At 71.9% G+C, this 25,600-nt stretch carries 23 protein-coding genes; 13 read left to right on the top strand and 10 right to left on the bottom strand.

Going from position 1 to position 25,600, the window contains the following annotated elements; translation table 11 throughout:
* The first annotated feature begins 77 nt into the window (after nucleotides 1-77).
* On the top strand, nucleotides 78-863 hold the full coding sequence (locus WMF36_RS33810) for a TerC family protein (protein WP_437581989.1): 786 nt from the start codon (nucleotides 78-80) through the stop codon (nucleotides 861-863).
* Nucleotides 864-1,030: 167 nt separating this feature from the next.
* Nucleotides 1,031-1,492 (top strand): response regulator, encoded by a 462-nt coding sequence (locus WMF36_RS33815; RefSeq protein ID WP_437574913.1) that lies wholly within the window; start codon nucleotides 1,031-1,033, stop codon nucleotides 1,490-1,492.
* A 68-nt stretch (nucleotides 1,493-1,560) separates the two neighbouring features.
* On the opposite strand, the gene WMF36_RS33820 is transcribed toward WMF36_RS33815, so the two are convergent.
* The 3 genes from WMF36_RS33820 to WMF36_RS33830 form a co-directional block, all read right to left on the bottom strand.
* The gene (locus WMF36_RS33820) at nucleotides 1,561-3,675 is read right to left on the bottom strand and encodes a S9 family peptidase (RefSeq protein WP_437574915.1); all 2,115 of its coding nucleotides are present in this window, start codon (nucleotides 3,673-3,675) and stop codon (nucleotides 1,561-1,563) included.
* A 149-nt stretch (nucleotides 3,676-3,824) separates the two neighbouring features.
* Nucleotides 3,825-4,583: a ferritin-like domain-containing protein gene (locus WMF36_RS33825; RefSeq protein ID WP_437574916.1), complete on the bottom strand. Its 759-nt coding sequence runs from the start codon at nucleotides 4,581-4,583 to the stop codon at nucleotides 3,825-3,827.
* On the bottom strand, nucleotides 4,580-5,779 hold the full coding sequence (locus WMF36_RS33830) for a hypothetical protein (RefSeq protein WP_437574917.1): 1,200 nt from the start codon (nucleotides 5,777-5,779) through the stop codon (nucleotides 4,580-4,582). The genes WMF36_RS33825 and WMF36_RS33830 overlap by 4 nt, the downstream gene beginning before the upstream one ends.
* A gap of 274 nt (nucleotides 5,780-6,053) precedes the next feature.
* On the opposite strand from WMF36_RS33830, the gene WMF36_RS33835 reads away from it, so the two are divergent.
* From WMF36_RS33835 to WMF36_RS33865, 7 genes are all read left to right on the top strand, one after another.
* Nucleotides 6,054-7,580, top strand: a complete 1,527-nt coding sequence (locus tag WMF36_RS33835) for a deoxyribodipyrimidine photolyase (RefSeq protein WP_437574918.1) — start codon at nucleotides 6,054-6,056, stop codon at nucleotides 7,578-7,580.
* Nucleotides 7,581-7,843: 263 nt separating this feature from the next.
* Complete coding sequence (locus WMF36_RS33840; RefSeq protein ID WP_437574919.1) at nucleotides 7,844-8,518, top strand: VTT domain-containing protein; 675 nt, start codon at nucleotides 7,844-7,846, stop codon at nucleotides 8,516-8,518.
* 198 nt (nucleotides 8,519-8,716) lie between these two features.
* Nucleotides 8,717-10,027 carry a formylglycine-generating enzyme family protein gene (locus tag WMF36_RS33845; RefSeq protein ID WP_437574920.1) on the top strand — a complete coding sequence of 437 codons (1,311 nt, stop codon included), beginning with the start codon at nucleotides 8,717-8,719 and terminating at the stop codon, nucleotides 10,025-10,027.
* A 102-nt stretch (nucleotides 10,028-10,129) separates the two neighbouring features.
* Nucleotides 10,130-11,770: a protein kinase domain-containing protein gene (locus WMF36_RS33850; protein WP_437574921.1), complete on the top strand. Its 1,641-nt coding sequence runs from the start codon at nucleotides 10,130-10,132 to the stop codon at nucleotides 11,768-11,770.
* A gap of 128 nt (nucleotides 11,771-11,898) precedes the next feature.
* Entirely contained in the window at nucleotides 11,899-12,762 is an 864-nt protein-coding gene (locus WMF36_RS33855) for a tetratricopeptide repeat protein (protein ID WP_437574922.1), read from the top strand.
* A gap of 197 nt (nucleotides 12,763-12,959) precedes the next feature.
* Nucleotides 12,960-13,385, top strand: a complete 426-nt coding sequence (locus WMF36_RS33860; protein WP_437574923.1) for a YciI family protein — start codon at nucleotides 12,960-12,962, stop codon at nucleotides 13,383-13,385.
* Between the two features lie 53 nt (nucleotides 13,386-13,438).
* On the top strand, nucleotides 13,439-14,734 hold the full coding sequence (locus WMF36_RS33865; RefSeq protein ID WP_437574924.1) for an RNA polymerase sigma factor: 1,296 nt from the start codon (nucleotides 13,439-13,441) through the stop codon (nucleotides 14,732-14,734).
* Between the two features lie 12 nt (nucleotides 14,735-14,746).
* On the opposite strand, the gene WMF36_RS33870 is transcribed toward WMF36_RS33865, so the two are convergent.
* The 3 genes from WMF36_RS33870 to WMF36_RS33880 form a co-directional block, all read right to left on the bottom strand.
* Nucleotides 14,747-15,562, bottom strand: a complete 816-nt coding sequence (locus WMF36_RS33870) for a Uma2 family endonuclease (protein ID WP_437574926.1) — start codon at nucleotides 15,560-15,562, stop codon at nucleotides 14,747-14,749.
* A gap of 92 nt (nucleotides 15,563-15,654) precedes the next feature.
* Nucleotides 15,655-16,986, bottom strand: coding sequence for an aminotransferase family protein (locus WMF36_RS33875; protein ID WP_437574927.1), 1,332 nt, complete (start codon nucleotides 16,984-16,986; stop codon nucleotides 15,655-15,657).
* Between the two features lie 352 nt (nucleotides 16,987-17,338).
* Entirely contained in the window at nucleotides 17,339-17,659 is a 321-nt protein-coding gene (locus tag WMF36_RS33880; protein WP_437574928.1) for a hypothetical protein, read from the bottom strand.
* Between WMF36_RS33880 and WMF36_RS33885 the strand changes: the two genes are divergently transcribed.
* A complete protein-coding gene (locus WMF36_RS33885) occupies nucleotides 17,658-17,954 on the top strand; it encodes a hypothetical protein (protein ID WP_437574930.1) in 297 nt (98 codons plus the stop codon). The genes WMF36_RS33880 and WMF36_RS33885 overlap by 2 nt on opposite strands.
* A 54-nt stretch (nucleotides 17,955-18,008) precedes the next feature.
* Here WMF36_RS33885 and WMF36_RS33890 read toward each other — a convergent pair whose 3' ends face one another.
* Nucleotides 18,009-18,578 (bottom strand): sugar O-acetyltransferase, encoded by a 570-nt coding sequence (locus WMF36_RS33890; protein ID WP_437574931.1) that lies wholly within the window; start codon nucleotides 18,576-18,578, stop codon nucleotides 18,009-18,011.
* A 268-nt stretch (nucleotides 18,579-18,846) separates the two neighbouring features.
* Between WMF36_RS33890 and WMF36_RS33895 the strand changes: the two genes are divergently transcribed.
* Complete coding sequence (locus WMF36_RS33895; RefSeq protein WP_437574932.1) at nucleotides 18,847-19,269, top strand: Nif11-like leader peptide family RiPP precursor; 423 nt, start codon at nucleotides 18,847-18,849, stop codon at nucleotides 19,267-19,269.
* Nucleotides 19,270-19,306: 37 nt separating this feature from the next.
* Entirely contained in the window at nucleotides 19,307-20,623 is a 1,317-nt protein-coding gene (locus WMF36_RS33900) for a cytochrome P450 (RefSeq protein WP_437574933.1), read from the top strand.
* A gap of 54 nt (nucleotides 20,624-20,677) precedes the next feature.
* Here the strand turns inward: WMF36_RS33900 and WMF36_RS33905 are convergent, their stop codons facing one another.
* The 3 genes from WMF36_RS33905 to WMF36_RS33915 form a co-directional block, all read right to left on the bottom strand.
* Nucleotides 20,678-22,111, bottom strand: coding sequence for a cytochrome P450 (locus WMF36_RS33905; RefSeq protein ID WP_437574934.1), 1,434 nt, complete (start codon nucleotides 22,109-22,111; stop codon nucleotides 20,678-20,680).
* Nucleotides 22,112-22,231: 120 nt separating this feature from the next.
* Nucleotides 22,232-23,431, bottom strand: a complete 1,200-nt coding sequence (gene thrS, locus WMF36_RS33910) for a threonine--tRNA ligase (protein ID WP_437479485.1) — start codon at nucleotides 23,429-23,431, stop codon at nucleotides 22,232-22,234.
* A gap of 230 nt (nucleotides 23,432-23,661) precedes the next feature.
* Nucleotides 23,662-24,273, bottom strand: a complete 612-nt coding sequence (locus WMF36_RS33915; protein ID WP_437574935.1) for a hypothetical protein — start codon at nucleotides 24,271-24,273, stop codon at nucleotides 23,662-23,664.
* A 347-nt stretch (nucleotides 24,274-24,620) separates the two neighbouring features.
* Here WMF36_RS33915 and WMF36_RS33920 point away from each other — a divergent pair, with 347 nt between their 5' ends.
* Nucleotides 24,621-25,589, top strand: coding sequence for a hypothetical protein (locus WMF36_RS33920; RefSeq protein WP_437574936.1), 969 nt, complete (start codon nucleotides 24,621-24,623; stop codon nucleotides 25,587-25,589).
* Nucleotides 25,590-25,600: the final 11 nt, after the last annotated feature.

The raw sequence follows: 25,600 nt of genomic DNA on the forward strand, positions 1-25,600 counted from the left end.
GGGAGCGGGCGATGCACAGGAGACGTCGCGGGCATTCGCACCGCGTCATGCTACAAAGGGCCACCCCGATGCCCGACATGAGCGCCTTTCTGCACGCCGATGGCTGGATCACACTCGCGACACTCAGCGCGCTGGAAATCGTCCTTGGAATCGACAACATCGTCTTCCTCTCCATCATGACGGCGAGGCTGCCGCCGGAGCAGCAGCCGCTCGCCCGCCGCATCGGCCTCGTGCTCGCCCTCGGCATGCGGCTGCTCCTCCTGCTCGCGATCTCGTGGGTGATGGGGCTCAAGGCCACCCTGTTCAGCCTGCTCGGACACGACTTCAGCGGGCGTGACCTGATCCTGCTCGGCGGCGGTCTGTTCCTGATCGGCAAGGCGACCCACGAGATGTTCGACAAGCTCGAGGTCGAGGAGCCCAACGAACAGCAGACGAAGGCCAGGGCGTCGTTCCCCTCCGTCATCACGCAGATCGTGCTGCTCGACATCGTCTTTTCGCTCGACTCGGTCATCACCGCGGTCGGCATGGCGCAGCACGTCTCGATCATGATGGTGGCCATGTTCATCGCGGTGGGCGTGATGCTCGTCTTCGCCGGCACGATCGGCGCGTTCATCCAGCGCCACCCGAGCATGAAGATCCTCGCGCTGAGCTTCCTGCTGCTCATCGGCGTGGTGCTCGTGGCCGACGGCATGGGCCAGCACATCAGCAAGGGCTACATCTACTTCGCCATGGCGTTCTCGCTCAGCGTCGAGCTCGTCAACATGCGCCTCCGGCTGCGCCAGAAGCCCGTCCAGCTGCACACGAGGATGGGGAGCTCTCCGGACCTCCTGCAGGCGCCCGGACAGGCCCCGCCGAGGAGCTGAGGCCGCTCGGGGTCGCCCGCGGGAGCGCCGATGGAGGGCGGAGCCGGGGCCGCCGGAGCGAGCTCCGGGAGAGCCTGTAAACAATTCGCACAGACGCTGTGTCCGAGGGTAGACGGCGACAGCAGCCGGTCCCAGAAGTGACACCGGGGTTCTCCACCGAGGTGAGCGTGAGCGACGAGCAGGGAGACGTAGCAACAAGGGGAAGGCGGCGGCGCATCGTCATCGTCGACGACGACGACGCCATCGTCGAGACGCTGGAAGAGGTGCTGCTGGCAGAAGGGTATGAGGTCGAGGGGTACACCGACCCCCTCGAGGCGCTGGAGCGGCTGCGCTCCCAGGCGCTGCCGGACGTCATCGTCCTCGACTGCGTGATGCCGTTCCTGGACGGGCCGCGCCTCATGGAGACGCTCGCGGCCGAGGGGAGAGCGGTGCCGGTCGTGCTCGTGACCGCGCTCAGCGATCCCGGCTTCTGCATCGACCCGAACCACCCGGACGCGACGCGGATCATCAACAAGCCGTTCGACCTGGAGCAGCTGCTGGAGACGCTCGACGACCTCTCGAGCATGCCCCCGGTGAACGAGCCCGGGGCGCGGCGGCGCGCGCGGGCCGCGTCGACGCAGCAGACGTAGCGGCGCGGGGCGGGGGACGCGGCGAGGCCCGCCGCGCGCGGCGCAGGCGGGCCTCGGAAGGCGGGGGATCAGGGCCGGGGGAGCGCCGCAGCGAGGCCGTGGACGACGTCGGCGCCGACGGGGACGGTGACGCTCGCCCCCTGGAAGTCGCTGCCGATCGGCTCGTAGGAGCCGCCGAGGCACTGCGCGAGGAAGGTCTCCGCGATCGCGTTGAACGACATGGCGTTCTCCGGGCGGGCGAAGCCGTGGCCCTCGTCGGGGTACAGCGCGTACGTCACCGGGATCCCCTTGCTGCTCATCGCCTTGACGATCTGATCGCTCTCGGCCTGCTTCACGCGCGGATCGTTGGCGCCCTGGCCGATGAGGAGCGGCCGCTTGATCTTGTCGGCGCGGTGGAGCGGCGAGCGCTGGCGCAGGAGCTCGCGGCCCGCCTCGGTGCGGGGGTCGCCGACCCGCTTGGCGAAGAGCTCGAGCATCGGCGCCCAGTAGGGCGGGATCGACTCGAGCAGGGTCACGAGGTTCGACGGGCCGACGATGTCGACGCCGCAGGCGAAGGTCTCGGGCGTGAAGGCCAGGCCGACGAGCGTCGCGTAGCCGCCGTAGCTGCCGCCCATGATCGCCACGCGATCCTTGTCGGCGATGCCCTGCGCGACCGACCACGCCACCGCGTCGAGCAGGTCGTCGTGCATCTTGCCCGCCCACTCCAGGTCGCCCGCGTTGACGAACCTCTTCCCGAACCCCGTCGAGCCCCGAAAGTTGGCGCTCAGCACGGCGTAGCCGCGGTTCGCGAGCCACTGGTGCATCGGATCGAGGCGGAAGGAGCTGCGCGCCCAGGGGCCGCCATGGACGAGGAGCACGGTCGAGAGCGGCCGGTCCGGCTTGCCGTCCCCGTCGGGGTCGGCGGCGCGCGGGAGCGACAGGTAGCTCACGAGCTCGAGCCCGTCGCGCGCCTTGATGAGGACGGGCCGCATCTTCACGAGCGGCTGCGACTCGAGCGCCGTCCGGTTCGTGAAGAGGAACGTCGCCTTCTTCGTTCCGCGCTCGTAGAGATAGTACCGGGCCGGGCCGTCGGAGACGGTGTAACCGACGGTCCAGCGCTTGTCGTCGAGCGAGCGGCTCAGCACGTCGAGCTCGCCGTCGGCAACCGCACGGAGGGCGTCGAGGTCCGGCTGGATGCTCTTGTCGACCACGTGCCAGCGCTTGCGCTCGTGCTCGGAGGCCGCCGCCTGCACCTTGCCCGTCCTCGGGTGGACGATCACCGCGCTGACGTCGGCCTTCGCGTCCTCGGCGAGCACCGCGGGCTTCGCGGTCCTCGGGTCGAGGGCGACGAGCGCGGAGGTGTCGCGGCCGCGGCTGTCCCGGAAATAGAGCGTCTTGCCGGTCGCGTCGAAGCCGATCGCGTCGCTCGTGGCGGCGTCCTCGTGCCCGAACGCGACGAAGGGCTTCGGCTCCTTGCCGGTGATGTCGAGGTACTCCTGGCCTCCGTCGGCCGTCATCCGCACCGCGAGCCGCGCCTTGAAGTCGTCGTCGGCGACGAACCCCGCGAACCCGTCGTTCTGCCGCACGAGCTTGCGCTCGCCGGTGCGGACCGAGACGCGGTAGAGGTCGTGGAGCTTCTTGTCCCGATCGTTCATGCCGATCAGGATCTCGTCCGGGATCTTCGAGCTCACCCCCTCGAACGTCGCGGCGATGCCCTCGAAGGGCGTGAGATCCTTGATCTGCCCGGTCTTGAGCTCGACGGCGTAGATATGCCAGTTCTCGTCGCCGCCCTTGTCCTGGCGATAGAGGACGTAGTCGCTCGCGTAGGGGAACAGGAAGGTGCGCACGCCGCGGCTCTGTTCCTTCGTGACCGGCCTGGCCGCCGCCGGATCGCGGGCCGGGCCGACCCACACGTTGAGCACGCCCTCCGAGGGCGCGAGGAACGCGAGCCGCTGGCCGTCCGGGCTGATCTTGGGAGACGCGCGATCGGGGTTGCCGAAGAGCATGCTCCGCGGCAGGAGCGTCGCGTCGGCGCGCGGCGCGGCCTTCGCCGGCGCGGCCGGCGCCGCGGCGGCCGGGGCTGCCGGGGTCGGCGCGGCGGCCTGCTGGGGCGGCGCGGGCGCGGGCGCCGGAGCGCCGCCGCAGGCGAGCGGCGCGATGAGGGGCAGCAGGAACAGCGATCGGAGCTTCTGGGGTAGGTCCATGGGTTCATCCGGGGCGCGGAGCCGCCGGCTGCACCCCGCATGCGCCGCGCCCGCGCCCCGAGCGTCATACCCAGATCCCGGAGGCCGGTCTACGGCGGCCGCGCCCCTTCCACCGCCCCCGATCGCCCGCGGAGCACGCCGGGCCGGCGTCAGGCGGCTTGCTGCGGCGTCGTGGTGGTGGGCTCGCCGCGCGCGTCCAGCGCGAGCTTGCAGGACAGCCACCCGCGCACGAGCTCGAGGTGGCGCACCTCGTGCTGCTCGGCCACGCGGAACTCGGCGGCCATCTCGTCCTGACCGTAAGCGGTCGCCAGGTCGATGAGCATCCGCCAGCTGTCGTTGTCCGTGAGCTCGGCGACGAGCAGCGCCTGCAGGCTCTGCCCGAAGTTGATCCTCGGCTCGACGGCGACCGAGAGCACGCCGGCCGACGCCAGGCCGATCATATCGGCGCTGGGCGTCATCGCGGTCGGATCGGCCCCGAGCCGCTCGATCGCGCGCTTCAGCAGCGCGAAGTGCCGGAGCTCGTCGTCGCGGATCGCCTCGAGGTCGGCGCGGGTCGGGCCTCCCTCGAAGCTCCCCTCCGCGTCGTACTTGGCGATCAGCGCCTCGTAGAGGCGCGTGCCCGAGCGCTCGAACTGGAGGCGCTCGCCGAGCTTGTCGATGAGGAGCGCGGGCGGCCTGCCCTGGATGAGCTCCCCGGCCGCCTTGACCACGCCCTTGAGGCTCACCGGCGGCGGCACGCTCCCGACGGTGCCCGACTCCCGCGCGTACTCGCCCCTGACCGCCGCGGCGTCGGCCTCGCTCCCGGGGGAGCTCGGCGGGATCGCCTGCGCGAACTCGATGAGCTCCTTGCTGTCGATGGGCGAGGTCGCGATACCTGTGGTGTTCGTCCCGATCGTGATCTGCTTCATGGCGTCGCCTCCTTCTGTCCGTCGATCTTCTCGGCGCGTCGCGAGAGCTCGGTGCCCGGCGTGAACTGGTAGCCCGCGGCCACGATCTCGGAGGGCGAGCCGGCGGAGTTCATCTGCTGCCGGTAGGCGAGCGTCGCGGCGCTCTCCGGGACGACGTTCGGGTCGACGATGGCCTCGCCGACGGCGCGCAGGTGCACCTCCCTGGAGAGCACGTCGCGCACGAACTGGCGGTGGCTCTTGTGCGAGACCGGGTCCGGGAGCGAGGCGGGAAGGATCTCGGCCGCGTCGCGCCGCTCGATCCGATTGAAGTGGTCGATGGCCACGTGGAGCTGCCCGAGCTCGTAATCGAGGAACCGCTCCCAGATCCGCTTCACGCGGGCGTTCTGCTCCTGCTGGAGGCAGCTCCAGTAGTTATAGACCTCGTTGGCCTCGTGCAGGACCCACTTCTCGAGCCAGGTCTCCTCGGGGTCGATCATCGCCTCGTACTGGGTGACGTGCTGCTCCTCGATCGAGGCGATCTCGGCGTAGAGCAGCCGCGCCACCGGGTCCGCGAAGAACGGACCGACGTTGACGTAGTAGTTGTGCGTCTGCTGCTCGGCGGCCATGATGGTGAGCGCGTTGAGCTTCGTGATCGCGCTCGCGGTCCGGCGGTCGTAGGGCGCGCGCACGTCGTCCTCGGGGGCGCGGTGCTCCACCGCGGTCGGGCGGCCGACCGTCACGTCGGTGTACGATTGCAGGATGTTGTTCGCGTCCTTGCCTTCCAGCCGGTCCAGGAGCGCCGAGTAGCGATACAGGTGGTCGTAGTCCTCGAGCATGCCGAAGCGATAGACCTGCGCGAGGTACGGGTCCGGCTCGGAGAGCGCCGCGTGCGCGGTGATCTCGATGGCGACCTGCTCGTATCCGATGGTGGTCTCCAGCGGCGATTGATCCGGCGGGTTGAGCCAGTTCACCACCGTGGTCTGGTGGTGGTCGACGCGCCGCACCTGGGCGAGCACGCGCCGTAGATCCCGGTTCATACGCGCGAAGCTGTGCAGGAACCGCACGCTCTCGAGCTCGATACCGTTCATCAGGATGACGCGGACCCGGGTGAAGGCGTCGTCGTCGAGCTTGCTGAACGGCACCTGGACGAGATCACGCCAGTTGAACGACTGGCGGTCGAGCGGTATCCCCCGCTCTTTCAGGATATCGAGCGCCATGTTGCCCCCCTCCTCGCGCGTCGTGCTCGTGCGCCGAGGCCTCGTGCGCCGAGCCATGACGGCTGCGGCGGTACTTGAGGCCGCCCTCCTTACAGCGCAAGCGCGGGCGACGCCCGCGAGGCCGGGCCCGCGCGCGGCCTCTTCCAGGTGATCCTGCCAGGTGATCCTGCCAGTTCCAGGTGATCCTGCCAGGCGGTGTCCTGCGCGCCTTGGTCGGGCTGTGCTAGAGCACCCATCCACCTTCGCCGGAGGGGCCGGCCGTGGAGGAGGTCCCGTGATCTCGAGCAGCGTCCCCGAGCTCCGGCTCCGCACCCGCAACGCGATGCCAGTCCGCGAGGACGGCGACTACGTCCTTTACTGGATGATCGCGAATCGCCGGACAAGGTACAATTTCGGTCTGGAGCGCGCCGTCGCCTGGTCGATGGAGCTCGATCGGCCGCTCGTCGTGCTGGAGGCGCTCCGGTGCGGCCACCGCTGGGCGAGCGACAGGATCCATCGCTTCGTGATCGACGGCATGGCCGACAACGCGCGCCGCCTCGCGGCGGCGGGCGTCATGGCTCACCCCTATGTCGAGCCCGCCGCGGGGGCCGGCAAGGGCCTGCTCGGCGCGCTCGCGGCGCGGGCGTGCGTGGTGGTGACGGACGACTACCCGTGCTTCTTTCTCCCCCGGATGGTCGCCTCGGCGGCGCGGCAGGTGCCGGTCCACCTGGAGCAGGTGGACTCGAACGGCCTCTTGCCGATCCGCGCGGCCGATCGGGTGTTCACGACCGCGCGCTCGTTCCGCATCTTCTGGCACCGGGTGATCGGCGAGCACCTCGGCGCGCAGCCGGCGGTCGATCCGCTGAGGAAGGCGAAGCTCCGACCGGCGGCTCCCCTCCCCCGCGCGATCGCGCGGCGGTGGCCCGCGGCCTCGCCGGCGCTGCTCGGGGGCGACCCTGCCGCGCTCTCGGCGCTCCCCATCGATCACGCCGTCCCGCCGGTGCCGCGCCGGGGCGGCCCGGAGACGGCGGGCAAGGAGCTCGCGCGCTTCGTCTCGGAGCGGCTCCCGCGCTACCTGGACGAGCGCGATCACCCCGACGCCGGCGCGGCGAGCGGCCTGTCGCCGTACCTGCATTTCGGCCACCTCGCGGCGCACGAGGTCTTCGCCGCCGTCGCCCGGCGCGAGGGCTTCCGCGCCGAGCGGCTCGGCCGCCCCGACGACGGCGTCCGGAGGCCGAGCGGCAGCCGCGAGGGGTTCTGGGGGATGAGCGCCTCGGCCGAGGCGTTCCTCGAGCAGCTCGTCACCTGGCGGGAGCTCGGGTTCAACGCCTTCGCGCTCGGCGCGAGCGAGGGAGACGGGCCGCGCCTCTCGTGGAAGCGCGATCCGACCGACTACGAGTCTCTTCCGGACTGGGCGCTCGCGACGCTCGAGAAGCACGCGCGCGACAGGCGCCCGCACGTCTACCCGATCGAGGCGCTCGCGGCCGGGGCGACCCACGACCGGATCTGGAACGCGTCGCAGGTCGAGCTCCTCCGCGAGGGTCGAATCCACAACTACCTGCGCATGCTCTGGGGCAAGAAGATCCTGGAGTGGTCGCGGACGCCGCGCGAGGCGCTCGAGGTCATGATCGAGCTCAACGACCGGTATGCGCTCGACGGCCGCGACCCGAACTCCACCTCGGGCATCTTCTGGGTGCTCGGCCGCTACGATCGGGCCTGGGGTCCGGAGCGCGAGATCTTCGGCACGATACGTTACATGTCGTCCGAGAACACCGCCCGGAAGCTGCACCTCAAGGAGTACCTGGCGCGCTATGCGCCGTAGCGCGCGCGGCCACCGCCGGCGCGGTCAGCCGGCGCGGCCGCGCGCTCGCCCCCCGGTGGATTTCCGGGGAGCGAGGCCGGGGAGCTCGCCCCCGGGGCGCTGGAGAGGCCCGGCGAGGCGGCGAGGCCTCCCGCGGCGCGCGGAGCTGCCGCGCGGGCCGGCGGCGTCCGTGGGAACGACGGCGCTGGACGCCGGCGGCGGGCGCCCTGGCAGGGGTGCACGCGGGGTTCGACGCGGCCGTCGAGGTGAGCTATCGAGCGGGCGTGGAACTCCTCCGTGAATTTTTCAGCAGGCTGAGGGAGCTCGAGTCGCTCCTCGAGTGGGGCGGCTACCCCGTCCTGATGATCATCATCTTTGCCGAGACGGGGCTGCTCATCGGGTTCTTCCTCCCGGGGGACTCGCTGCTCGTCACGGCCGGGGTGCTCGTCAATGCGGGGCTCATCAACCCTCTCAATCTGACGAACTTCCAGAACCTGCTCCTGATGAACGTCACGCTGATGGCGATGGCGATCATCGGCGACGCGGTGGGCTTCACGATCGGGCGGCGCGCCGGGCCGAAGATCTTCACGCGCGAGCAGTCGCTCCTGTTCCGCAAGGATCACCTGATCGCGACGCAGAAGTTCTACGAGAAGCACGGCGGCAAGACGATCATCCTCGCGCGCTTCATGCCGTTCGCCCGGACGTTCGCCCCGGTGGTGGCGGGCGTGGGGCAGATGGAGTACCGGCGCTTCGCGATGTTCAATGTCGTGGGCGGCGTTCTCTGGGTCTTCTCGATGACCTTCCTCGGGTACTTCCTTGGCAAGGTCTTCGACGCGAAGCAGATCGAGCGGGTCGTCTACCTGATCATCTTCGTCTCGGTGGCGCCGGTCATCTTCGGGGCCGTCAAGCACCGGCTCCAGCAGAAGAAGGCCGCCGAGCGGCTCGGGACCGAGCCGTAATCTTCGCCTTCCGGCGAAGCGGGGGCGCGGCAGCCGCGCGCCCCACCCCTGCCTGGCCAGCTTCACTCCGCACCGCTCCACGACAATTGACGACGGGGCTCGACGAAGAGGTCGGCCCCGTGGACGCCCGCACAGGTGCCGGATCGGCGCCGGTGATCGGCTTGACAGCCGATGCGCGAGGGAGGGACGCTTCCGGGGATGTTGAGCAGGATCCGGACGAGCGCTGGGTGGACGACCGGAGTGTTCGCAGCGATCGGGTTGTGCGGAGGTTGCGCGCAGATCCTCGGTGCGGACTGGGACGAGTATGCGCAGGGCGGAGCGGGCGGGGGCGGACCGAGCAGCGGGTTGACGGGCGGAGGGGGGCCGGGCAGCGGTGGCTCGGGCGGAGACGGCGGCGCCGGGCCGGGCAGCGGTGGCTCGGGCGGAGACGGCGGCGCCGGGCCGGGCAGCGGTGGCTCGGGCGGAGACGGCGGCGCCGGGCCGGGCAGCGGTGGCTCGGGCGGAGACGGCGGCGCCGGGCCGGGCGGCGGCGCAACGAGCTCCGCCGCCACGAGCTCCGGGACAGCCGGAGGAGGCGGCTCGGGCCCGGGTTCGTTGCCGCCGAGCTGCGGGGGCACAAGTGGATCCGGGACGGGGCCCCTGTGCGGGCTCGAGGATCCCACGAGCTGCTGCGATAGCCGGAAAGTGGACGGTGGCACGTTCGCTCGCACCTATGATGACGAGAGCGGCGGACCCGACGATGCGACGGTCAGCGACTTTTACCTGGACAGGTATGAAGTCACCGTGGAGCGGTTTCGAGCGTTCGTGAACGCGGGGCGAGGGACACAGGCGACCGCACCACCGGAAGGCGCGGGAGCACGTCCAGGCATCACGGGGAGCGGGTGGCGGACGGCGTGGAGCACGTTTCTTCCGGCCAGCACCGAAGCGCTGAGAGCAGCGCTCAAATGCAAGACTCCGGATGACGACCAATGGACATGGACGGACACCCCCGAGACGAACGAGAAACGGCCGATCAGCTGCCTGACATGGTACGAGGCCTTCGCGTTCTGCGTCTGGGATGGGGGGCGCCTGCCGACAGAGGCGGAGTGGGCCTACGCAGCAGCCGGGGGAGCCGAGCAGCGGCAGTACCCGTGGGGCTCGGGGATCGGCGATGCTCGCGCGTTGTACAGCTGCCGCGGAGACGGGGACCTCGGCGCTGCGTGCACGAGGAACGATTTGCTGGAGGTTGGATCGAAATCTACGGATGGAGACGGGCTATGGGGTCAATCGGATCTGGCGGGGAGCTTGCGGGAATGGGTGCTGGACTCGTACGATCCTGCTGATTCCGAACGTTCTTCCTACATAAACCCGTGCCCGGACTGCGCCCAGCTGGCTGATTCCAGCTACCGGGTCAACCGCGGCGGGAGCTACAAGGCCTCCGCCTTGAGTGCACGGTCGGTCAGACGCAATCATGCCCCCGCGAACCTCGCGGACACCTATCACGGCGTCCGCTGCGCGCGGGATCGCTGAAGCAGCGCAGGGAGGGAGGGGCGGCTCCCGCCCGGCCTTCTCGCCGCGGGCCGTGCGCCTCTTGTACTCCGCGCCACCTACCCGCTACGCTCTCCGCTCACCATGCCGCACCCGCCCGCCGTTCCTTCCGGCGTCCCCGTGCCCGGCGACGTCCTCGCGGGCAAGTACCGCATCGAGCGCGTCCTCGGCGCCGGCGGCATGGGCGTGGTCCTCGCGGCGTGGCACCTCGTCCTGGAGCGCCGCGTCGCCGTCAAGTTCCTCCTCCCCGAGGCCGCCACGCTCCCCGACGCCGGCGCCCGCTTCCTCCGCGAGGCCCGCGCCGCCGCCGCCCTCGACGGGCAGCACATCGCGCGCGTCCTCGACGTCGGCGCGCTGGACTCGGGCGCGGCCTACATGGTGCTGGAGCACCTGACCGGCGACGATCTCGGCCAGGTGCTCCAGACCCGCGGCACCCTCCCGCTCGTCGAGGCCACCGACTACCTCCTCCAGGCCTGCGAGGCGATCGCCGAGGCCCACGCGCGCGGCATCATCCACCGCGACCTCAAGCCGAAGAACCTCTTCCTCACCCGCCGCCCCGACGGGACTCCCCTCCTCAAGGTGCTCGACTTCGGCCTGTCGAAGTTCATCGCCACCGGCGATTCCGTCAAGGAGGCGAGCCTGACCGCGACCGGCCTCATCATGGGCTCCATCCATTACATGTCGCCCGAGCAGATTCGCAGCCTGAAATACGCCGATGTGCGCACGGACATCTGGGCCCTGGGCGTGATCCTGTATCGCATGATCACGGGGCGGCACCCGTTCGAGGGCGACAGCATCACCGCGGTCACGGCGGCCATCATCATGGACACGCCCACCTCGGTCATGGCGCTGCGGCCGGACGTGCCCCCGGCCGTCGCGGCGCTCGTGAGCCGGTGTCTCGTGAAGGACCCGAACGCCCGTGTCCAGAGCGTGGCCGAGATCGCCCGCGTGCTCGCGCCTTTCGGGACGTATCGCGCGAGGCTCTCCTTCGAGAGCATCGATCGGCTCCTGCCGGAGCCCGCCCCCCGCGCCGGCTCCTCGCCGGCCGAGGCCGCGCCCACCGTGGCGCCCCGTGCGGTCGGCACGTCGTCGCCCTCGTGGGTCGGAGCGCCCGAGGCCGCGACGACGGCCCTCATGCCGGCTCCCCTGGGCACGCCGTCGTCGCCCGGCAGCGAGGCGGCGGGGACGGCGCATGCGACGCTGCCCCACGCCTCCTGGGGCAACACCACGCGGACCCGCAAGCCACGCAACCACGTGGCGCTGCTCGCCGGCGCTGCCGGCGTGTGCCTGCTGGCCGGGCTCGTCCTTGCGTGGCGGCAGACGGCGAGCGGGCCCGTGGACGGCAACGCCAGTGCGCCCGTGACCTCGATCCCGGCGCCTGAGCCCCCGTCGGCGTCCTCCGTCGCGGCCGGCGCGGCGACGACGGCGCCCGCCGCAGGCCCCACCGAGACCGCGACCGTGACGCCAGCGCCCGACCCGCCGCCCGCGGCGAGCGCCTCCGCCGAGATCACGGCGAAGCCGGCGGCAGCGCTGTCGACGTCATCGAAGCCGGCGGCAGCGCTGTCGACGTCGTCGAAGCCGGCAGCAGCGCCGTCTTCGTCGTCGAAACCGGCGACGAAGACGGTGACGCCGCCCGGAAGCGCCGCGCCCCACACGCCGCCGAAGCCGCCGCCGGCGACCACCCCACCCAAGGCGCCCAGGAACCATCGGGAGATTTTCGATTGAGGCGAACAAGCGATCTTCCGGCGATACGCGGTGCGCTATCGCTCGCTGTCCTCTGCGCCAGCCACGCGGCGTCAGCGCAGCCCAGGGCCCCGAAGGATGAGGCGGTTGCGCTCTTCCAGCGGGGCCTCGTGCTGGCAGAGGCGCACGACTGCCCGCGTGCGCTCCCGCTGTTCCGCCAGAGCCAGGCGCTGTATGCGTCGCGCGGCAACCTGTACAACCTCGCGCTGTGCGAGCGGGAGATCGGGCAGGTGGCGAGCGCATGGCGCCACTTCAAGGAGCTGTTGCCGCAGCTGGAGCCCAGCGATCCCCGGCTGCCCACCACCCAGCAGCAGCTCACGGATCTCGAGCCGCGCCTGCCCAGGCTGGTCGTCCAGCTCGCGGACGGCGCGCCGGCGCCCTCGGAGGTGCTGCTCGATCGGGCCGCGATGCCGCAGGCCAGCCTGGGCAGCGAGCTCCCGGTCGATCCCGGGGACCACGTGCTCGTCGCGCGATGGGTGGACGGCAGGCAGGCCGAGGCGCGCGTATCGGTCGCCGAGGGGGTGCGCAAGGACGTGCGTCTCGAGCCGCCGCCGGCCGCCGCCGCGCCGCCTCCGGACCGCGTGTCCGACGCGCCGCAGGCCCCCTCTCCTCCCCCGGACGCCCCGCCCCTGCCCGCCTCCAGCGCGCGGCGGACGCTCGCCTTCGTGGTCGGCGGCGTCGGCGTCGCGGCCCTGGGCGGGAGCTTCATCACGGGCGGGCTCGCGATCGGCGCGAAGGGCGATCTCGAGAAGGAGTGCCCGGATCCCTCGCGGTGCAGCGACGAGGGCATGTCGATCAGCTCCCGCGGCCAGACGCTCACCACCACGAGCACCGTGCTCGGCGCGATCGGCCTCGCGGGGATCGGCGCTGGCCTGGTGCTCCTCCTGACGGCGCCAGAGCAGCGCACCTCGATCGCCCTCGCGCCCGCGATCCTGCCGGGCGGCGGCGGCGCGCTGCTGCGCAGCCGCTTCTGAGCTCCCGGCCCGGAGCGGCGGGCGGGTGTTCCGACGGATTTATCAACAATTTCAATAACTTATGGCAACGCAAAAAAAGCTCGCCCGGCGAGTCGATCCCGTGGCCCCCTGTTCGTCGTGACGGTGAAGCCAGGGTTCACCCCCGCCGGAGCCCCTCCAGAAGCCCGGCTTCCACCCGGAAGCAAGGAGACACGACCATGCGATTCATGATCCTGATCAAGGCCACCAAGGACAGCGAAGCGGGCGTCATGCCGAGCGAGCAGCTCCTCACCGAGATGGGGAAGTTCAACGAGGAGCTGGTGAAGGCCGGCGTGATCGTCGCGGGCGACGGGCTCCACCCGAGCGCGAAGGGCGCGCGCGTCCGGTTCTCGGGCGAGAAGAGGACCGTGATCGACGGGCCCTTCGCCGAGACCAAGGAGCTGATCGCCGGCTTCTGGATCTGGAAGGTGAGCTCGAAGGAAGAGGCCATCGAGTGGGTGAAGCGCTGTCCCAACCCCATGTACGAGGAGTCCGAGATCGAGATCCGCCAGGTGTTCGACATCGAGGATTTCGGCCCCCAGCTCACGCCCGAGCTCAGGGAGCAGGACGAGCGCCTGCGGGCGCAGGTCGAGGCGAAGAAGTAGCCGCGGCGCGCTCGGGCTTGCGCCGGCGGAGGAAGGTGCTCTGATCGAGCGCCGTGACGGCTCCCGACGCGCATCGCGCGATCCACGCGGTCTTCCGGATCGAGTCGGCAAGGCTCATCGCCGGCCTCGCGCGGATGGTGCGCGACGTCGGCCTCGCCGAGGAGCTCGCGCAGGACGCGCTCGTCACCGCGCTCGAGCGGTGGCCGGAGTCGGGCGTCCCGGACAACCCGGGCGCGTGGCTCATGGCCACCGCGAAGCGTCGCGCCATCGACGAGCTCCGCCGGAGCAAGCGGCTCGATCGCAAGCACGAGGAGCTCGGCCACGAGCTCGAGGCCCAGCGCGCGATGGCCGCGCCCGACCTGGAGGCCGCGCTCGACGACGATGTCGGCGACGATCTCCTGCGCCTCGTGTTCACCGCCTGCCACCCGGTCCTCTCGACCGAGGCGCAGGTGGCGCTCACGCTCCGCCTGCTCGGAGGCCTGACGACCGAGGAGATCGCGCGCGCGTTCCTCGTCCCCGAGCCGACCGTCGCCCAGCGCATCGTCCGGGCCAAGCGGACCCTCGCCGAGGCGCGCGTCCCCTTCGAGGTCCCCCGCGGGGCCGACCTCGCCCCCCGCCTGTCGTCGGTCCTCCAGGTCGTCTACCTCGTCTTCAACGAGGGCTACTCGGCGACCGCCGGCGACGACTGGATGCGGCCTGCCCTCTGCGAGGACGCGCTCCGCCTCGGCCGCATCCTGGCCGAGCTCGTCCCGAAGGAGCCGGAGGTCCACGGCCTCGTCGCGCTCATGGAGATCCAGGCGTCGCGCACCGGGGCGCGGGTCGGCCCGTCGGGGCAGCCCATCCTGCTCCTGGATCAGAACCGCGCCCGCTGGGATCACCTCCTGATCCGGCGCGGCCTCGCGGCGCTCGCCCGCGCCGAGCAGCTCGGCGGCGCGCACGGGCCCTACGCGCTCCAGGCCGCGATCGCCGCCTGCCACGCGCGGGCGCGCACCGCGGCGGAGACGGACTGGGCGCGCATCGCGGCGCTCTACGCGTCGCTCGCCCAGGTCACGCCGTCGCCCATCGTCGAGCTGAACCGCGCCGTCGCGCTCTCGATGGCGCTCGGCCCGGCGGCGGGCCTCGCCGCCGTCGATGCGCTGGCCTCGGAGCGCGCCCTGGAGGGCTACCACCTCCTGCCGAGCGTGCGCGGCGACCTCCTCGCGAAGCTCGGCCGCCTCGACGAGGCGCGCGCGGAGTTCGAGCGCGCCGCGTCGCTCACGCGCAACGCACGCGAGCGCGAGCTGCTCCTCGGGCGCGCCGCCGCGTGCGCTCGCGGCTCGGCGCCGCCGCCGGCCCCCTCGGGCCGGTGACGGCCGCCGGCGTCACCCTCGGTCCACCGCCGCCGCGAACGCCGCCCCGCTCGCCGCCGTCGCCGCGCTGGTCAGCCATCGCTCCAGCGCCGCCGGGTCCTCGCACGCGAGCACCCGGGCCCGCACCGCCTCGGGCACCGCGAGCCCCCGCGCCGAGAGCACCGCCAGGATCGCGCGCGACTGGGTGCGCGCCTCGACCCACTCGTCGGTGAACCGCGACGCGTCGCGCTCCTCGAACAGCGCCGCGACCGGCACGGCGCCGAGGCCGTGCTTGCCCAGCTCCGGCAGGAGCGGCACCTCGGTGCCCAGCCGGTAGGTGATCGACGCCGTCCCCGGCCGCACGACCTCGAGCTCCCGCCGCTCCGCGTGCGCGATCCACACCCACGGCCACTCGTGCTCCAGGTAGAGCTTCACCTTCTCCTCGAGGTAGCGCTTCGACTGCGTGCCCCGGATCTCCACGGCCAGCACGGGCGTGCCGCGGTAGGCGTCGTTCCGCGGCGACGAGAGGTCGCCCACGACCACCACGTCCGGCGCCCGGAGCGACGGCCCCGCCGGGTCGCTGAGGTCGCAGTACACGTCGCTCATCACCGTGAACCCCTCGCGCGCGTGCGTGCGGAACAGGGCAGCGAGGAGGGCCATCACGATGCCGTGGATATCCTTGCTCCCCATTTGCTCGATCAGCTCCCCGCGGTGCAGCTCCCACGGGCTGCCGTCGTGACAGTCGTCGGGCGTACCCAGCCGGCGGCCGTTCGGCCCGAAGTCCCGCAGCTCGATCGGCCCCGTGTTCCGGGGCGGACGGGTCGGCAAGCCGTTCGTGCGTGCCATCATACGGCGAGCATAGCACGGCAGCCCGATCCCCCGCCGCTGTCGGGCCAGGCTGGCCCGACAGCGGCGGACGATCGCCTGGCCCCCGGAGCGCCTCAGGCCGAGAGCTTCTGGTCGGCGACGTCGAGCGCCGCGTCGAGCGCCGCGATCCCCTCCTCGATCTCCGCCTCGCTGATGATGAGCGGCGGCGCCACGAGCAGGTGGCTCACCCACCCCATGAGCGACACTCCACGCTTCGCCGCCTCGGCGACCACCGCGTCGACCACGAGGGGCCGCCGGGCCGCCTTGTCCTGCGGCACGTTGAACGGCTCCTTCGTCGCGCGGTCCTTCACGAGCTCCACCGCCCAGAACAGGCCGATCCCGCGCACATCGCCGATCGAGGGGTGCTTCTCCTTGAGGGCGCGGAGCTTCTCGCCCACGATCTCTCCCATCTTCGTCGCGCGGTTCAGGAGGTCCAGCCGGCGATACTCGTCGATCGCGGCGACCACCGGGGCCAGCGTGAGCGGGTGGGCCTCGTAGGTGTGGCCGTGAGGGAACATGTTGTCATCGAAGTAGTCCGCGATCGCGCGGGACGTCGCCACGACCCCGAGCGGCGCGGCCGCGTTCGTCACGCCCTTCGCGGTCGTCAGGATGTCTGGCACCACCCCCCAGTGATCGACAGCAAACCACTTTCCGGTCCTGCCCCAGCCGCTCATCACCTCGTCGGCGATCAGGAGCACCCCGCGCTTCCGCGCGACCTCGGCGAGCCGCGGCAGGTACTCGGGCGGCGGGACGAGGACGCCGTTCGTGCCCACGATCGGCTCGACAAGCACCGCCGCCACGTTCTCCTCGTGGTCGATCATGTAAGCCAGGTAGTCGGCGCACGCGACGCCGCACTCGGGGTAGCTCCGGCCGAGCGGGCAGCGATAGCAGTTCACCTCCGGGCCGAACACCACGCCCGGGATCTTGCCCGCCGGCTCGATGAACCAGCGGCGGAAGTCGCCCGTCGCGGCGACCGAGCCCGCCGTCGAGCCGTGGTACGACGTGTAGCGCGCGATGATCTTGTGCTTGCCCGTGTAGAGCCGCGCCATCTTGAACGCCGCCTCGTTCGCCTCCGTGCCCGACGTCGCGAAGAAGAACTTGTCGAGCCCCTTCGGCATCACCTCCAGGAGCTTCTGCGCCGCCCTGACCCGCACCTCGCACGTGTGCGCCGGGCTGATGTAGGCGAGCTGCCTCGCCTGCGCGCAGATCGCCTCGATCACGGCCTCGTTCTGGTGTCCGAGGTTCGAGCAGATGAGCTGCGAGGACAGGTCCAGATAGCGCTTGCCGGACGCATCCCAGAACGCGCAGCCCTCCGCGCGGGTGACGTGGATCGGCTTCCAGCCGCGCTGGGCGCGCCAGGTGCCGTACGTGTGCTTCGTGGTCAGCTCGACGATGTCATCGCTCATGGCAACCTTCGCGGTTCGAGGAGGTGCCCAGCGTAGTGGGTGATCCGACCTCCCCGCACGCGAATTCCCCGGCGCCGCTCGCCCGGTTCCGCGCGGCGCGCCCGCGATTCCGTGCGGCGCGTCGCCGTCGCCCTCGCGATGTTCGGACGGTACGAGCGCGCTCGCGGCGCCTCGCGAGATCGCATGAACAAGGACGGTCGTGATCCGTCCTTGTCGCCTCGCCTGCACGTCGGTCTCCCTCTCGCTCGCGCTCCTCTCTTCCGCGGCCGGCGCCCAGATCGTCCATGTCCGCCCGCTGAGTCGCGCGCTTGCGGCACGCGGCACGCGCGGCGTTGACGGACGCGCCGCGGCTTCAGCCCGCGGCCCCGCCCTCGGCGCGCGCCACGTCCCGCAGGCGCGCGACGCGGTACTCGAGCCGGGAGATGACCTCCTCCTTCGTCGCGCCCTCGCCCACATCCATCAGCACCTTCTGGCACATCGCGCACATCTGCAGGAGGTGGGACCGGAGCTCCTCCGGGGTGCACCGCCCGCTCCTCAGCTCGTCGAGCCGCCGCGCGAGGCCGTCCCTCTCGTGGCCTGCCTCGGCAGGATCCCTGGCGGCTGCCGGATCGTTCCAGCGCGCCGCGCCGGTCTCGCACAGGAAACACGCACCTTCGATGGGTTTTTGCAGCATGGCTCTCCTCGTACAGTGGGTATGGAAGGACAACCTGGAGCCGTTCGACCGGATCACAAGCCGGTCCGGCCTCTCCGGAGCGGGATCTCGGCCGAGGGCGGACGAGCCCGCTGTCCGCACCCTCCATGGCCGGGCCCTCTCCGCGGGGCTCGAGCGGCTCGCGCGCTCCGGTGCCGGCGAGCCCGTGGACGCGCGGCGCATGTGCCACGAGGAGCGCGGGCTGTGGTGGGTGCTCGCGCAGGTCTTTTCGCCGATCCTGCGGCGCGCCGAGCGGAAGTACGCGGACCGGGGATAGCCCGCGCCGGCCGATCTCTGGCCGCTCCGCGAGCTCAGCCTTCTGCGGCGCGCCTCATGCCCCTTGCTGGTCCAGCTGGCGCACCACGCGGCACGGGTTGCCGGCGGCGAACACGCCGCCCGGGATGTCGCGGGTGACGACGCTGCCGGCGCCGATCACCGTGCCGGCGCCGATCCGCACGCCGGGGCAGAGGATCGCGCCGCCACCGACCCACACGTCGGAGCCGATGTCGACCGGGCGGGAGAACTCCACGCCGGTGCGCCGCTCCGCGGCGGACATCGGGTGGTTCACGGTGTAGATCTGCACGGTCGGTCCGAAGAGGACGTTGTCGCCGATGCGCACCGGCCCGACGTCGAGGACAACACAGTTGAAGTTGAAGAACACCCTCTCGCCGAGCGAGATGTTGGTGCCGTAATCGCAGTAGAACGGCGGCTCGATCCAGGCGATGACCGGCGCGCCGAACAGCTCCTGGATCAGGCGGGCGCGCTCGTCCTGCTGCTCGTCGCGGGTGGCGTTCAGCGCCTGGCAGAGATCGCGCGCGCGGCGCCGCTCGGCGCACAGCTGTGGATCGCGAAAGTCGTACGGCTCGCCCGCCAGCATCTTTTCCTTCTCGGTCTTCGGCATCGCGTCTCCTTCCCGGTGAGCAGCGCCGGCAGTAACGCGGGCCGCAGGGGCGGTCCAGGGAGGAGCGGCTGCGCGAGTTGCGCAAGCGCTCGCGCAACTCGCGCGACCGCGCGCGCAACGGGCCCTGCGAGGGCGCCTTTTCGCGCCTTTTCGCCCCATTTCGCGGCCCCGCGGCGCTGGCGCGGGACCTGCTCTGGGGATGCGAGACAACGGACGCGCGCGGCACGCCGCCGCCGCGGTTCCGTGGCCCCGAAGGAGGTCTGCGCACATGGACGGACAGCTCGCTACGACCGGTTTTTCGAGCATGAACCAGGGGATGAGGGCAGGAGACGCGAAGAGGAGCGACGCGCGCGCGTTCCTGGCGCGGGTCGAGGTGGACGAGCGCCTCGCGGAGAAGATGGCCGAGGCGGACGGGGACATGACGCGCATCGTCGCGATCGCCGCCGAGGCGGGCTGCGCGTGCACCGCGCAGGAGCTCACGAGGGCTTACGAGGAGCACGTGCGCGCGGAGCCCGGCGCCTCGGCCTATGACTCCGGGGTTCCGGTGGTCTATCTGAGCCTCCGCGCGCCCTCGGACCTGAGCCACGCAGCGGTGTACCTGAGCCTCCGCGCGCCCTCGGACCTGAGCCACGCAGCGGTGTACCTGAGCCTCCGCGCGCCCTCGGACGCCGGCGCTCTGCTGCCTTCCTGAACACCACGCGCGCGCCCTCGAGCGAGGAGAGCTGGCCATGATCCGATCCCCCGGTCCGAAAGGGCACCCTTTGCACGGCTCCTGGCCGGAGTTCCGTGCGGATCCTCTCGCCTTCCTGCTCGACGGCACGCTGGCGTACGGCGATTTCTTCCGGTTCCGGCTGGGGCTGCAGGCGTGCTTTGCCGTCTCGGATCCGGCCGCGATCCAGAGGGTGTTCTCGGACCGGGAAGGCTTCACGGACAAGACGCCGCCGCACCGGATGCAGGACGCCTATCCAAAGAGCGTCGCCCGCCTCGAGGGGAGCGAGCACCTGGAGCGCCGGCGGGCGCTCGCGCCGGCGTTTCAGCGGGAGGCGGTCCTCGCGCGCGCCGACGGCGCCGAGCGCGTCGTGCGCGAGGGGCTCGGGCGGCTGCGCGCAGGCGAGGCGCGCGCGGTGATGCCGGTGCTCGAGGACGTCGCCCTGCGGAGCGCGTCGATGCTGCTCCTCGGGGATGCGGGAGAGCGGGTCGTGGAGCACATCGCGACCGAGCTGCCCCAGGTGGAAGCATGGCTCGGGCACACCGCGGACGACGAGGCGGCGTATGACCGGGCCAGGGAGGCGCTCGCGGCGTCCATCCTGAAGGCGGCGGAGCATCGCAGGGCCGCAGGGAACCCCGGATCCCTCGATCTGCTGGATCCGCTCGTGCGCGCGGTGGACGCCGGCCAGATGGACGAACAGGCCCTGATCGACGAGATCGTGATGATGCTTGTGACGCACGTGCCGACGGCCGCCGCATCGGCGTGGGCGCTCTGCGAGCTCGCGCAGCGTCCGGAGGTACGGAGTCGCCTCGAGGAGGAGCTCGACGCGATCGGCGCGCGGGGAGCGGAGGAGGAGCGCGCCCCGCTGCTGTCGGCGGTGGTGCTGGAGACGTTGCGGCTGCACCCGCCGGTATGGGTGCTGGCGCGCGAGGCGCGGAGGGAGTTCCGCCACGGGCCGCACGCGGTGAGCGCGGGAAACGAGGTCCTCGTGAGCCCCTATGTCGTGCAGCGGCTCCCTCAGTACTGGAACGATCCAGAAACGTTTCTCCCGGAGCGCTTTCTGCCGGGCTCGGCATGGCACGTGGAGCGCCCGTCGGCGGCGTACCTCCCCTTCGGGCTCGGGATGCGCAAGTGTATCGGCGAGCGGACCGCGGTTCTGCAGATGAAGCTCATGCTTGCGGCGCTGGTGCGGGATTTCCGGTTCGAGCTGCCGGCCGGGTACGAGGCGGGCGCCGGCGGCCGGCGGGCGCTCGTGCCGCGGGACGGATTACCGCTCCTCGTGGAGCGGCGCCGCAGCGCGGGTCGGCGCGACCGGGAGCAGGAGATCGTTCGATGAGCGTCGCGGCCCGCCCCCGGCCGGCGACGCGGGAGGGAGACCGGCGAGCGGCGCTCAGGAGAAGCCCATGGGGCACCGCGCTCCAAACTGCGACGCGGCGCCCTGGAGCACCGCGTCCGCCTGGCTGCCCTGAACCGAGGCAGTACGGCCGTCCGCCCTGGGCCTCTCCCGCTCGCCCTCCAGGATCATCTCCAACCGCCCGCTCGGCCCCATCGTGAGCCCGCGGCGCACGTGCCGGATCGGCGCCTGGCTCTCGAGCCGGAGCCGGTATCTCCCGAGGATCGCGCCGAGGGCGATCTTCATCTCGTACATCGCGAACGCCGCGCCCAGGCACCGGCGGGCGCCGCCGCCGAAGGCGATGAACTCGAACGGAGAGAACTTCCGATCGAGGAAGCGGGAAGGGCGGAATCGCTCGGGCGACGGGTAGAGCTCCTCGCGGGCGTGCAGGAGCAGCGGTGAGGCGGCGACCGCCTCGCCGGCCGGGAGGGTATAGACCCCGAGCTGGAACGGCCGCTTCGCGACGCGGCCGACGTCCGCCACCGGCGGGTGGATGCGGAGCGCCTCCAGACACACCGCCTCCAGGTACGGCAGCGACGCGAGCGCGTCCGGCCCGGGCGACGGGCCGAGCGCGTCGATCTCGGCGACGAGGCGCGCGAGCACGGCCGGCTCGCGGTGCAACCAGTACATCGCCCACCCGAGCGACATGGCCGTCGTCTCGTGGCCCGCGAACAGGATCGCGCGGAGCTGATCCGCGATCTCGACGTCGCTCATGCCCCCGCCGTCGTCGTGGCGGGCGCTCATCATCAGGCCCAGGATGTCCTGCGAGGCGTCCCCCGCCGCGCGCCTCCGCTGGATCTCCTCGATCAACAGCGCGTCGAGCGCCCTGGCCGCGCGCCGGTTGCGCGCATAGGGGCCGAAGCCGCCGAACTCGCGCCGGAGCGCGGGGACGACGAAGAGGCTCGGGCTGAGCGAGTCGATGAGCCCGAGCACGGCCTCGCGCGTCCTGCCGACGCGCTCCTCGCCCTTCACGCCGAAGACCACGCGGACGATCACGTCGAGCGCGATCGCCTGGGTCGCCGCGAGCATCGAGAAGGAGCGGCCCGGCCGCCACCGCGACGCCACGTCCAGGCTGATGTCCGCGATCGCGTTGCCATAACCTCGCATCGCGCCGGCGCTGAATGGCGGCCCGAGCAGCTTCCGATCGCGCCGGTGCCGGGCGCCCGTCGTCACGACCACCGAGGTCGTCCCGAAGACCGGCTCCGTCAGCTCGGCGCCCCAGACATCGAACGTGTCGGGGTCGGCCGTGTAGACCGCGCGGATGACCTCCGGGTCGCCCGTGAGGGTCAGCATCCCGTTCGGCGATTTCACGCGGAACGTGGGGCCATGCTCGGCGGCGTAGCGCTTGAAGATGGGCTCGGAGGAGATGAATCCAGAGCGGATGTAGTCCACGAGGTTGAACGACTTCGGCCCGGGCGGCAGAGATCCCATGTGGCTCCGTGGGTGGGACGAGGGTTGTCGTACGGGTCCCCGGGCCGGGGTCCAACGGGCGCCGGGGATCCGTACGACACGCGCGCCGGCGATCGGTTCCGGGAGATCGCCGGCGCGCGCTCAGGCCTGCGGCTCACACCGCCGCACGACCTCGACGACCGCCTCGTCGAGCGGGAGCTCGCGCTGCTGTCCGCCCTCGCGCTCCCGGAGCGCCACGGAGCGGCGCTCGGCCTCGCGCTTGCCTACCACCGCCACGAGGGGGATCGAGGCCGCGTGCGCGAGGGCGATCTTCCGCGACAGCGTATCGTCGCCCGCGTCGAGGATCGCGCGCACTCCCTTCTGCTGGAGGCGCTGGAGGACCTCCTCGGCGTAAGCCCGCTGCGCGCCTGTCACCGGCGCGACGACGACCTGCTCGGGCGATAGCCAGAGCGGCAGCGCGCCCCGGTAATGTTCGAGCAGGATGCCGAGGAAGCGCTCCACGCTGCCGAACAACGCGCGGTGGAGGATGGCGGGTCGCCGGCGCGCGCCCGACGCATCGACATAGGTGATATCGAAGCGCTCCGGCAGCACCAGATCGAGCTGGATCGTCCCGCATTGCCAGCTCCGCCCGAGCCGGTCGCGCAGCACGAACTCGAGCTTGGGCCCGTAGAAGGCCCCTTCCCCGGGCTGCAACCGGTACTCGAGCCCCGCGCTCCTCGCCGCGGCGGACAGCGCCGCCTCCGCCCGGTCCCACACGGCGTCGCTCCCGTGGCGCTCGGCGGGGCGCGTCGAGAAGCCGACCGCCATGTCCTGGAAGCCGAAGCCGGCATAGAAGTCGCGGAGCGCGCTCGCGAAACGCACGACCTCGGCCTCGATCTGCTCCTCGACACAGAAGATGTGGCCGTCGTCCTGGGTGAACTGCCGCAGGCGGAAGAGGCCGTGCAGCGTGCCGCTCGGCTCGTCCCTGTGCACCATGCCGAGCTCGCCGATCCGCAGCGGCAGATCCCGGTACGACGGCGCCATGCGCGCCACGATCTGCATGTGACCCGGGCAGTTCACGGGCTTGATGGCGGCGGCGTGATCCTCCTCGGACAGCCGGAACATGTTGGAAGAGAAGTTGTCCCAGTGGCCGCTGGTCTTCCAGATCGCCTGCCGCAGGATCAGCGGGGTGCGGACCTCTCGATAGCTGTCACGCATCATCTGGCGCCGGACCGCCTCCTCCAGGAGGCGATAGAGCGTGAAGCCGCGCGCGTGCCAGAACACCATGCCGGGCGCCTCCTCCTGCAGGTGGAACAGGTCGAGGCGCTGGCCTAGATAACGATGATCGTCTTCGTCGAGCATGTCAGTCTCCGTCGGCGGTGGCCGGCCAGACGGAGCGCTGCAAAGCGACGTGCCCCGTCCGGATCCCGGCGGGGCTTGGTTTCTCGTGTGATTGTCAGCTCACCGCATGCACACGAGACCCAGCCCGCCGGTGCGGGTCGTGGTCGTCGTGGTCGCGGTGAGATGGTGGCTCACGAGGAGAGTCGTATCGCGGCGCGCTGAGCTCGTCAAGCGGAACGCCCGCGCGCCCCTCAGCGCGAGGGCGCCGGCGCATCCCGCGCGGCCTCGGGGCCGGCCGGCCGGCCGGCGAGGGCGCGGGACAGGAGCACCGCCCCGGTGAAGAGGTAACCCGAGCAGGACCGGAAGACATCGTAGGAGCGGCCGATCAGCGGGGCGTTCCGGAGGATGTCCCCGATGCGCCAGCTCTCCTCGTGGCGCGTGACCTTGAAGCTCTCGCCTCCGTCGATCATGTCGAACTCGTAGGTCAGGAGCATCCGCACGGCGTACGCGCAGCGCGGGAACAGCCTCAGGTAGAGGGTGCTGTCCACGAGGGCGCGGCCCGCGTCGCGCCGCTCGCAGAGCCGGACGCTCAGCTGGGCGATGTCGAGGTCGAAACGGGCGCCGCCTCGAGCTCCGGAGAGGTCGACCTGGTACGTCTCGACGCCGCGGACGCGCCGCCACGGATTGACGAACTCGATACCAGGGGCGAGGTAGGGATAGACCTCCTTCTCCAGCGTCGCGAGCGGAACGCTCGTGTCGTACATCAGGAGCGAAAGGCGCCTGAAGCGGTCCTCGAGGTCGGCGAGCCCGAGGCGCGGCATCGTGGGAATCGTGAACGGGATGCAGTTCCCTTTTGTCGCCATGTCGTGACTCTCCATCTCGGTGCGTTCCCCGCCGGGTGTGAAGCGACGGCTCGGACGGGGAAGATGAAGGCCAAGACGCAATGGGCGGGCCGAGGCGGTGCGCGCTCCCGGCGTGGGCTCGGCGGCGCCTCGCTCCGCCTCACGCGCCGCGTGTGGTCCGCCCCGCAGGGCGCTCGAAAGGCCCTGTTCTCCGCGCGGTTCAGGGCGAGAATCGGCGCGCTCGCCGCGGATTGGCCTGGTCCCTGCGGCGCACGCCGCTATCTTCCCGCGCCGTTCGGCTCGCCGATGCGCGCGGCGCTTCGCGTCGTCTGCTGCCATCGGCTCACGAGGGAGAGGGAGTGTCACGGGTGCTGAAGCGCGCAGCGAAGGCCGCCGGGAGTTTCACGGAACCGCGCAGGGGGGCGGCGCGGCGGCTCGCCGCCGTCGCGGCGCTCGCCCTCGCATCGGCGGCGTGCGCCGCGCAGGGAGCTCCGGCGCGCGCCGGCGGAGGCGCCGCCCCAGGCGCGGGCGCGCGCGCAGCCCCCGGCCCAGACGCGGCCCCCGGCGCGAGCGCGGCGGCGGAGCCGCTCTTCCGCGAAGCGGAATCGCTGGCGAGCCGCCGCCGCGTGATCGGCGTGCAGCTCTTCGTGCTCGATGAAGCCGCGGAGGCCGGCGCCGCGGGCGAGCGCGCCGAGACGCGGCGGGCGGCGCTCGAGGCAGAGGCGGCGCGGGTGCTGGCGAGGACCGCGGCGGCCTACGCCGCGCTCGTCGACGCGCCGGCGCTGCGCGAGGCGAAGCAGCGGCCCCCGGCGCTCCTCGGGCTCGCGCTGGCGCTCCAGGACAGCGGGGACCTGCGCGGCGCCGAGGCGCGGCTGCGCCAGCTCGCCCTCGAGCACCCGGCGTCGCGCGAGGCGCCCGAGGCCCACCTCGCGCTGGCCAACCTGGCGTTCGCGGCGGGGCGCCTCGACGAGGCCGTGAGCGCCTGCGACGGCGCGCTCGGCGGCGCCGCAGGCGCGGCGCTGCGAAAGCGCGCGCTCTACGTGAAGTCGTGGAGCCTGCGGGGGCTCGGCGGCAGAGACGCCGTCGAGGAGGCCCTGGAGGCGCTGCGCGCGATCGTGCGGCTCGGCCCCGCGCCCGCGGGCTCGCTCGAGGCGACGATCGACGAGGCCGCGGAGCGAGAGCTCGTCGAGCTCTACGCGGCGCACGGCGACCTCGCCCGCGCCCGCGCGTTCTTCGCCGGCGCGGGCGAGCGCGCGGGCCCGCGCCTGCTCGGCGAGGTGGAGGCCCGCGCCGCGCAGCGGAGGCGCCCCGAGCCGCTCGACCGGCCGGCGCTGTGAGCGGCCGCCGG

Source organism: Sorangium sp. So ce887, from assembly GCF_051521455.1.
Taxonomy (GTDB): Bacteria; Myxococcota_A; Polyangia; order Polyangiales; family Polyangiaceae; genus Sorangium.

What these genes read in the sequence shown, in the direction of transcription:
- WMF36_RS33810 (WP_437581989.1), top strand. Translation starts at nt 78, where the DNA reads ATGAGCGCCTTTCTGCACGCCGATGGCTGGATCACACTCGCGACACTC.
- WMF36_RS33820 (WP_437574915.1), bottom strand. Translation starts at nt 3,675, where the DNA reads ATGGACCTACCCCAGAAGCTCCGATCGCTGTTCCTGCTGCCCCTCATC.
- WMF36_RS33825 (WP_437574916.1), bottom strand. Translation starts at nt 4,583, where the DNA reads ATGAAGCAGATCACGATCGGGACGAACACCACAGGTATCGCGACCTCG.
- WMF36_RS33830 (WP_437574917.1), bottom strand. Translation starts at nt 5,779, where the DNA reads ATGGCGCTCGATATCCTGAAAGAGCGGGGGATACCGCTCGACCGCCAG.
- WMF36_RS33845 (WP_437574920.1), top strand. Translation starts at nt 8,717, where the DNA reads ATGTTGAGCAGGATCCGGACGAGCGCTGGGTGGACGACCGGAGTGTTC.
- WMF36_RS33850 (WP_437574921.1), top strand. Translation starts at nt 10,130, where the DNA reads ATGCCGCACCCGCCCGCCGTTCCTTCCGGCGTCCCCGTGCCCGGCGAC.
- WMF36_RS33860 (WP_437574923.1), top strand. Translation starts at nt 12,960, where the DNA reads ATGCGATTCATGATCCTGATCAAGGCCACCAAGGACAGCGAAGCGGGC.
- WMF36_RS33870 (WP_437574926.1), bottom strand. Translation starts at nt 15,562, where the DNA reads ATGATGGCACGCACGAACGGCTTGCCGACCCGTCCGCCCCGGAACACG.
- WMF36_RS33875 (WP_437574927.1), bottom strand. Translation starts at nt 16,986, where the DNA reads ATGAGCGATGACATCGTCGAGCTGACCACGAAGCACACGTACGGCACC.
- WMF36_RS33885 (WP_437574930.1), top strand. Translation starts at nt 17,658, where the DNA reads ATGGCTCTCCTCGTACAGTGGGTATGGAAGGACAACCTGGAGCCGTTC.
- WMF36_RS33880 (WP_437574928.1), bottom strand. Translation starts at nt 17,659, where the DNA reads ATGCTGCAAAAACCCATCGAAGGTGCGTGTTTCCTGTGCGAGACCGGC.
- WMF36_RS33890 (WP_437574931.1), bottom strand. Translation starts at nt 18,578, where the DNA reads ATGCCGAAGACCGAGAAGGAAAAGATGCTGGCGGGCGAGCCGTACGAC.
- WMF36_RS33895 (WP_437574932.1), top strand. Translation starts at nt 18,847, where the DNA reads ATGGACGGACAGCTCGCTACGACCGGTTTTTCGAGCATGAACCAGGGG.
- WMF36_RS33900 (WP_437574933.1), top strand. Translation starts at nt 19,307, where the DNA reads ATGATCCGATCCCCCGGTCCGAAAGGGCACCCTTTGCACGGCTCCTGG.
- WMF36_RS33905 (WP_437574934.1), bottom strand. Translation starts at nt 22,111, where the DNA reads ATGGGATCTCTGCCGCCCGGGCCGAAGTCGTTCAACCTCGTGGACTAC.
- thrS (WP_437479485.1), bottom strand. Translation starts at nt 23,431, where the DNA reads ATGCTCGACGAAGACGATCATCGTTATCTAGGCCAGCGCCTCGACCTG.
- WMF36_RS33915 (WP_437574935.1), bottom strand. Translation starts at nt 24,273, where the DNA reads ATGGCGACAAAAGGGAACTGCATCCCGTTCACGATTCCCACGATGCCG.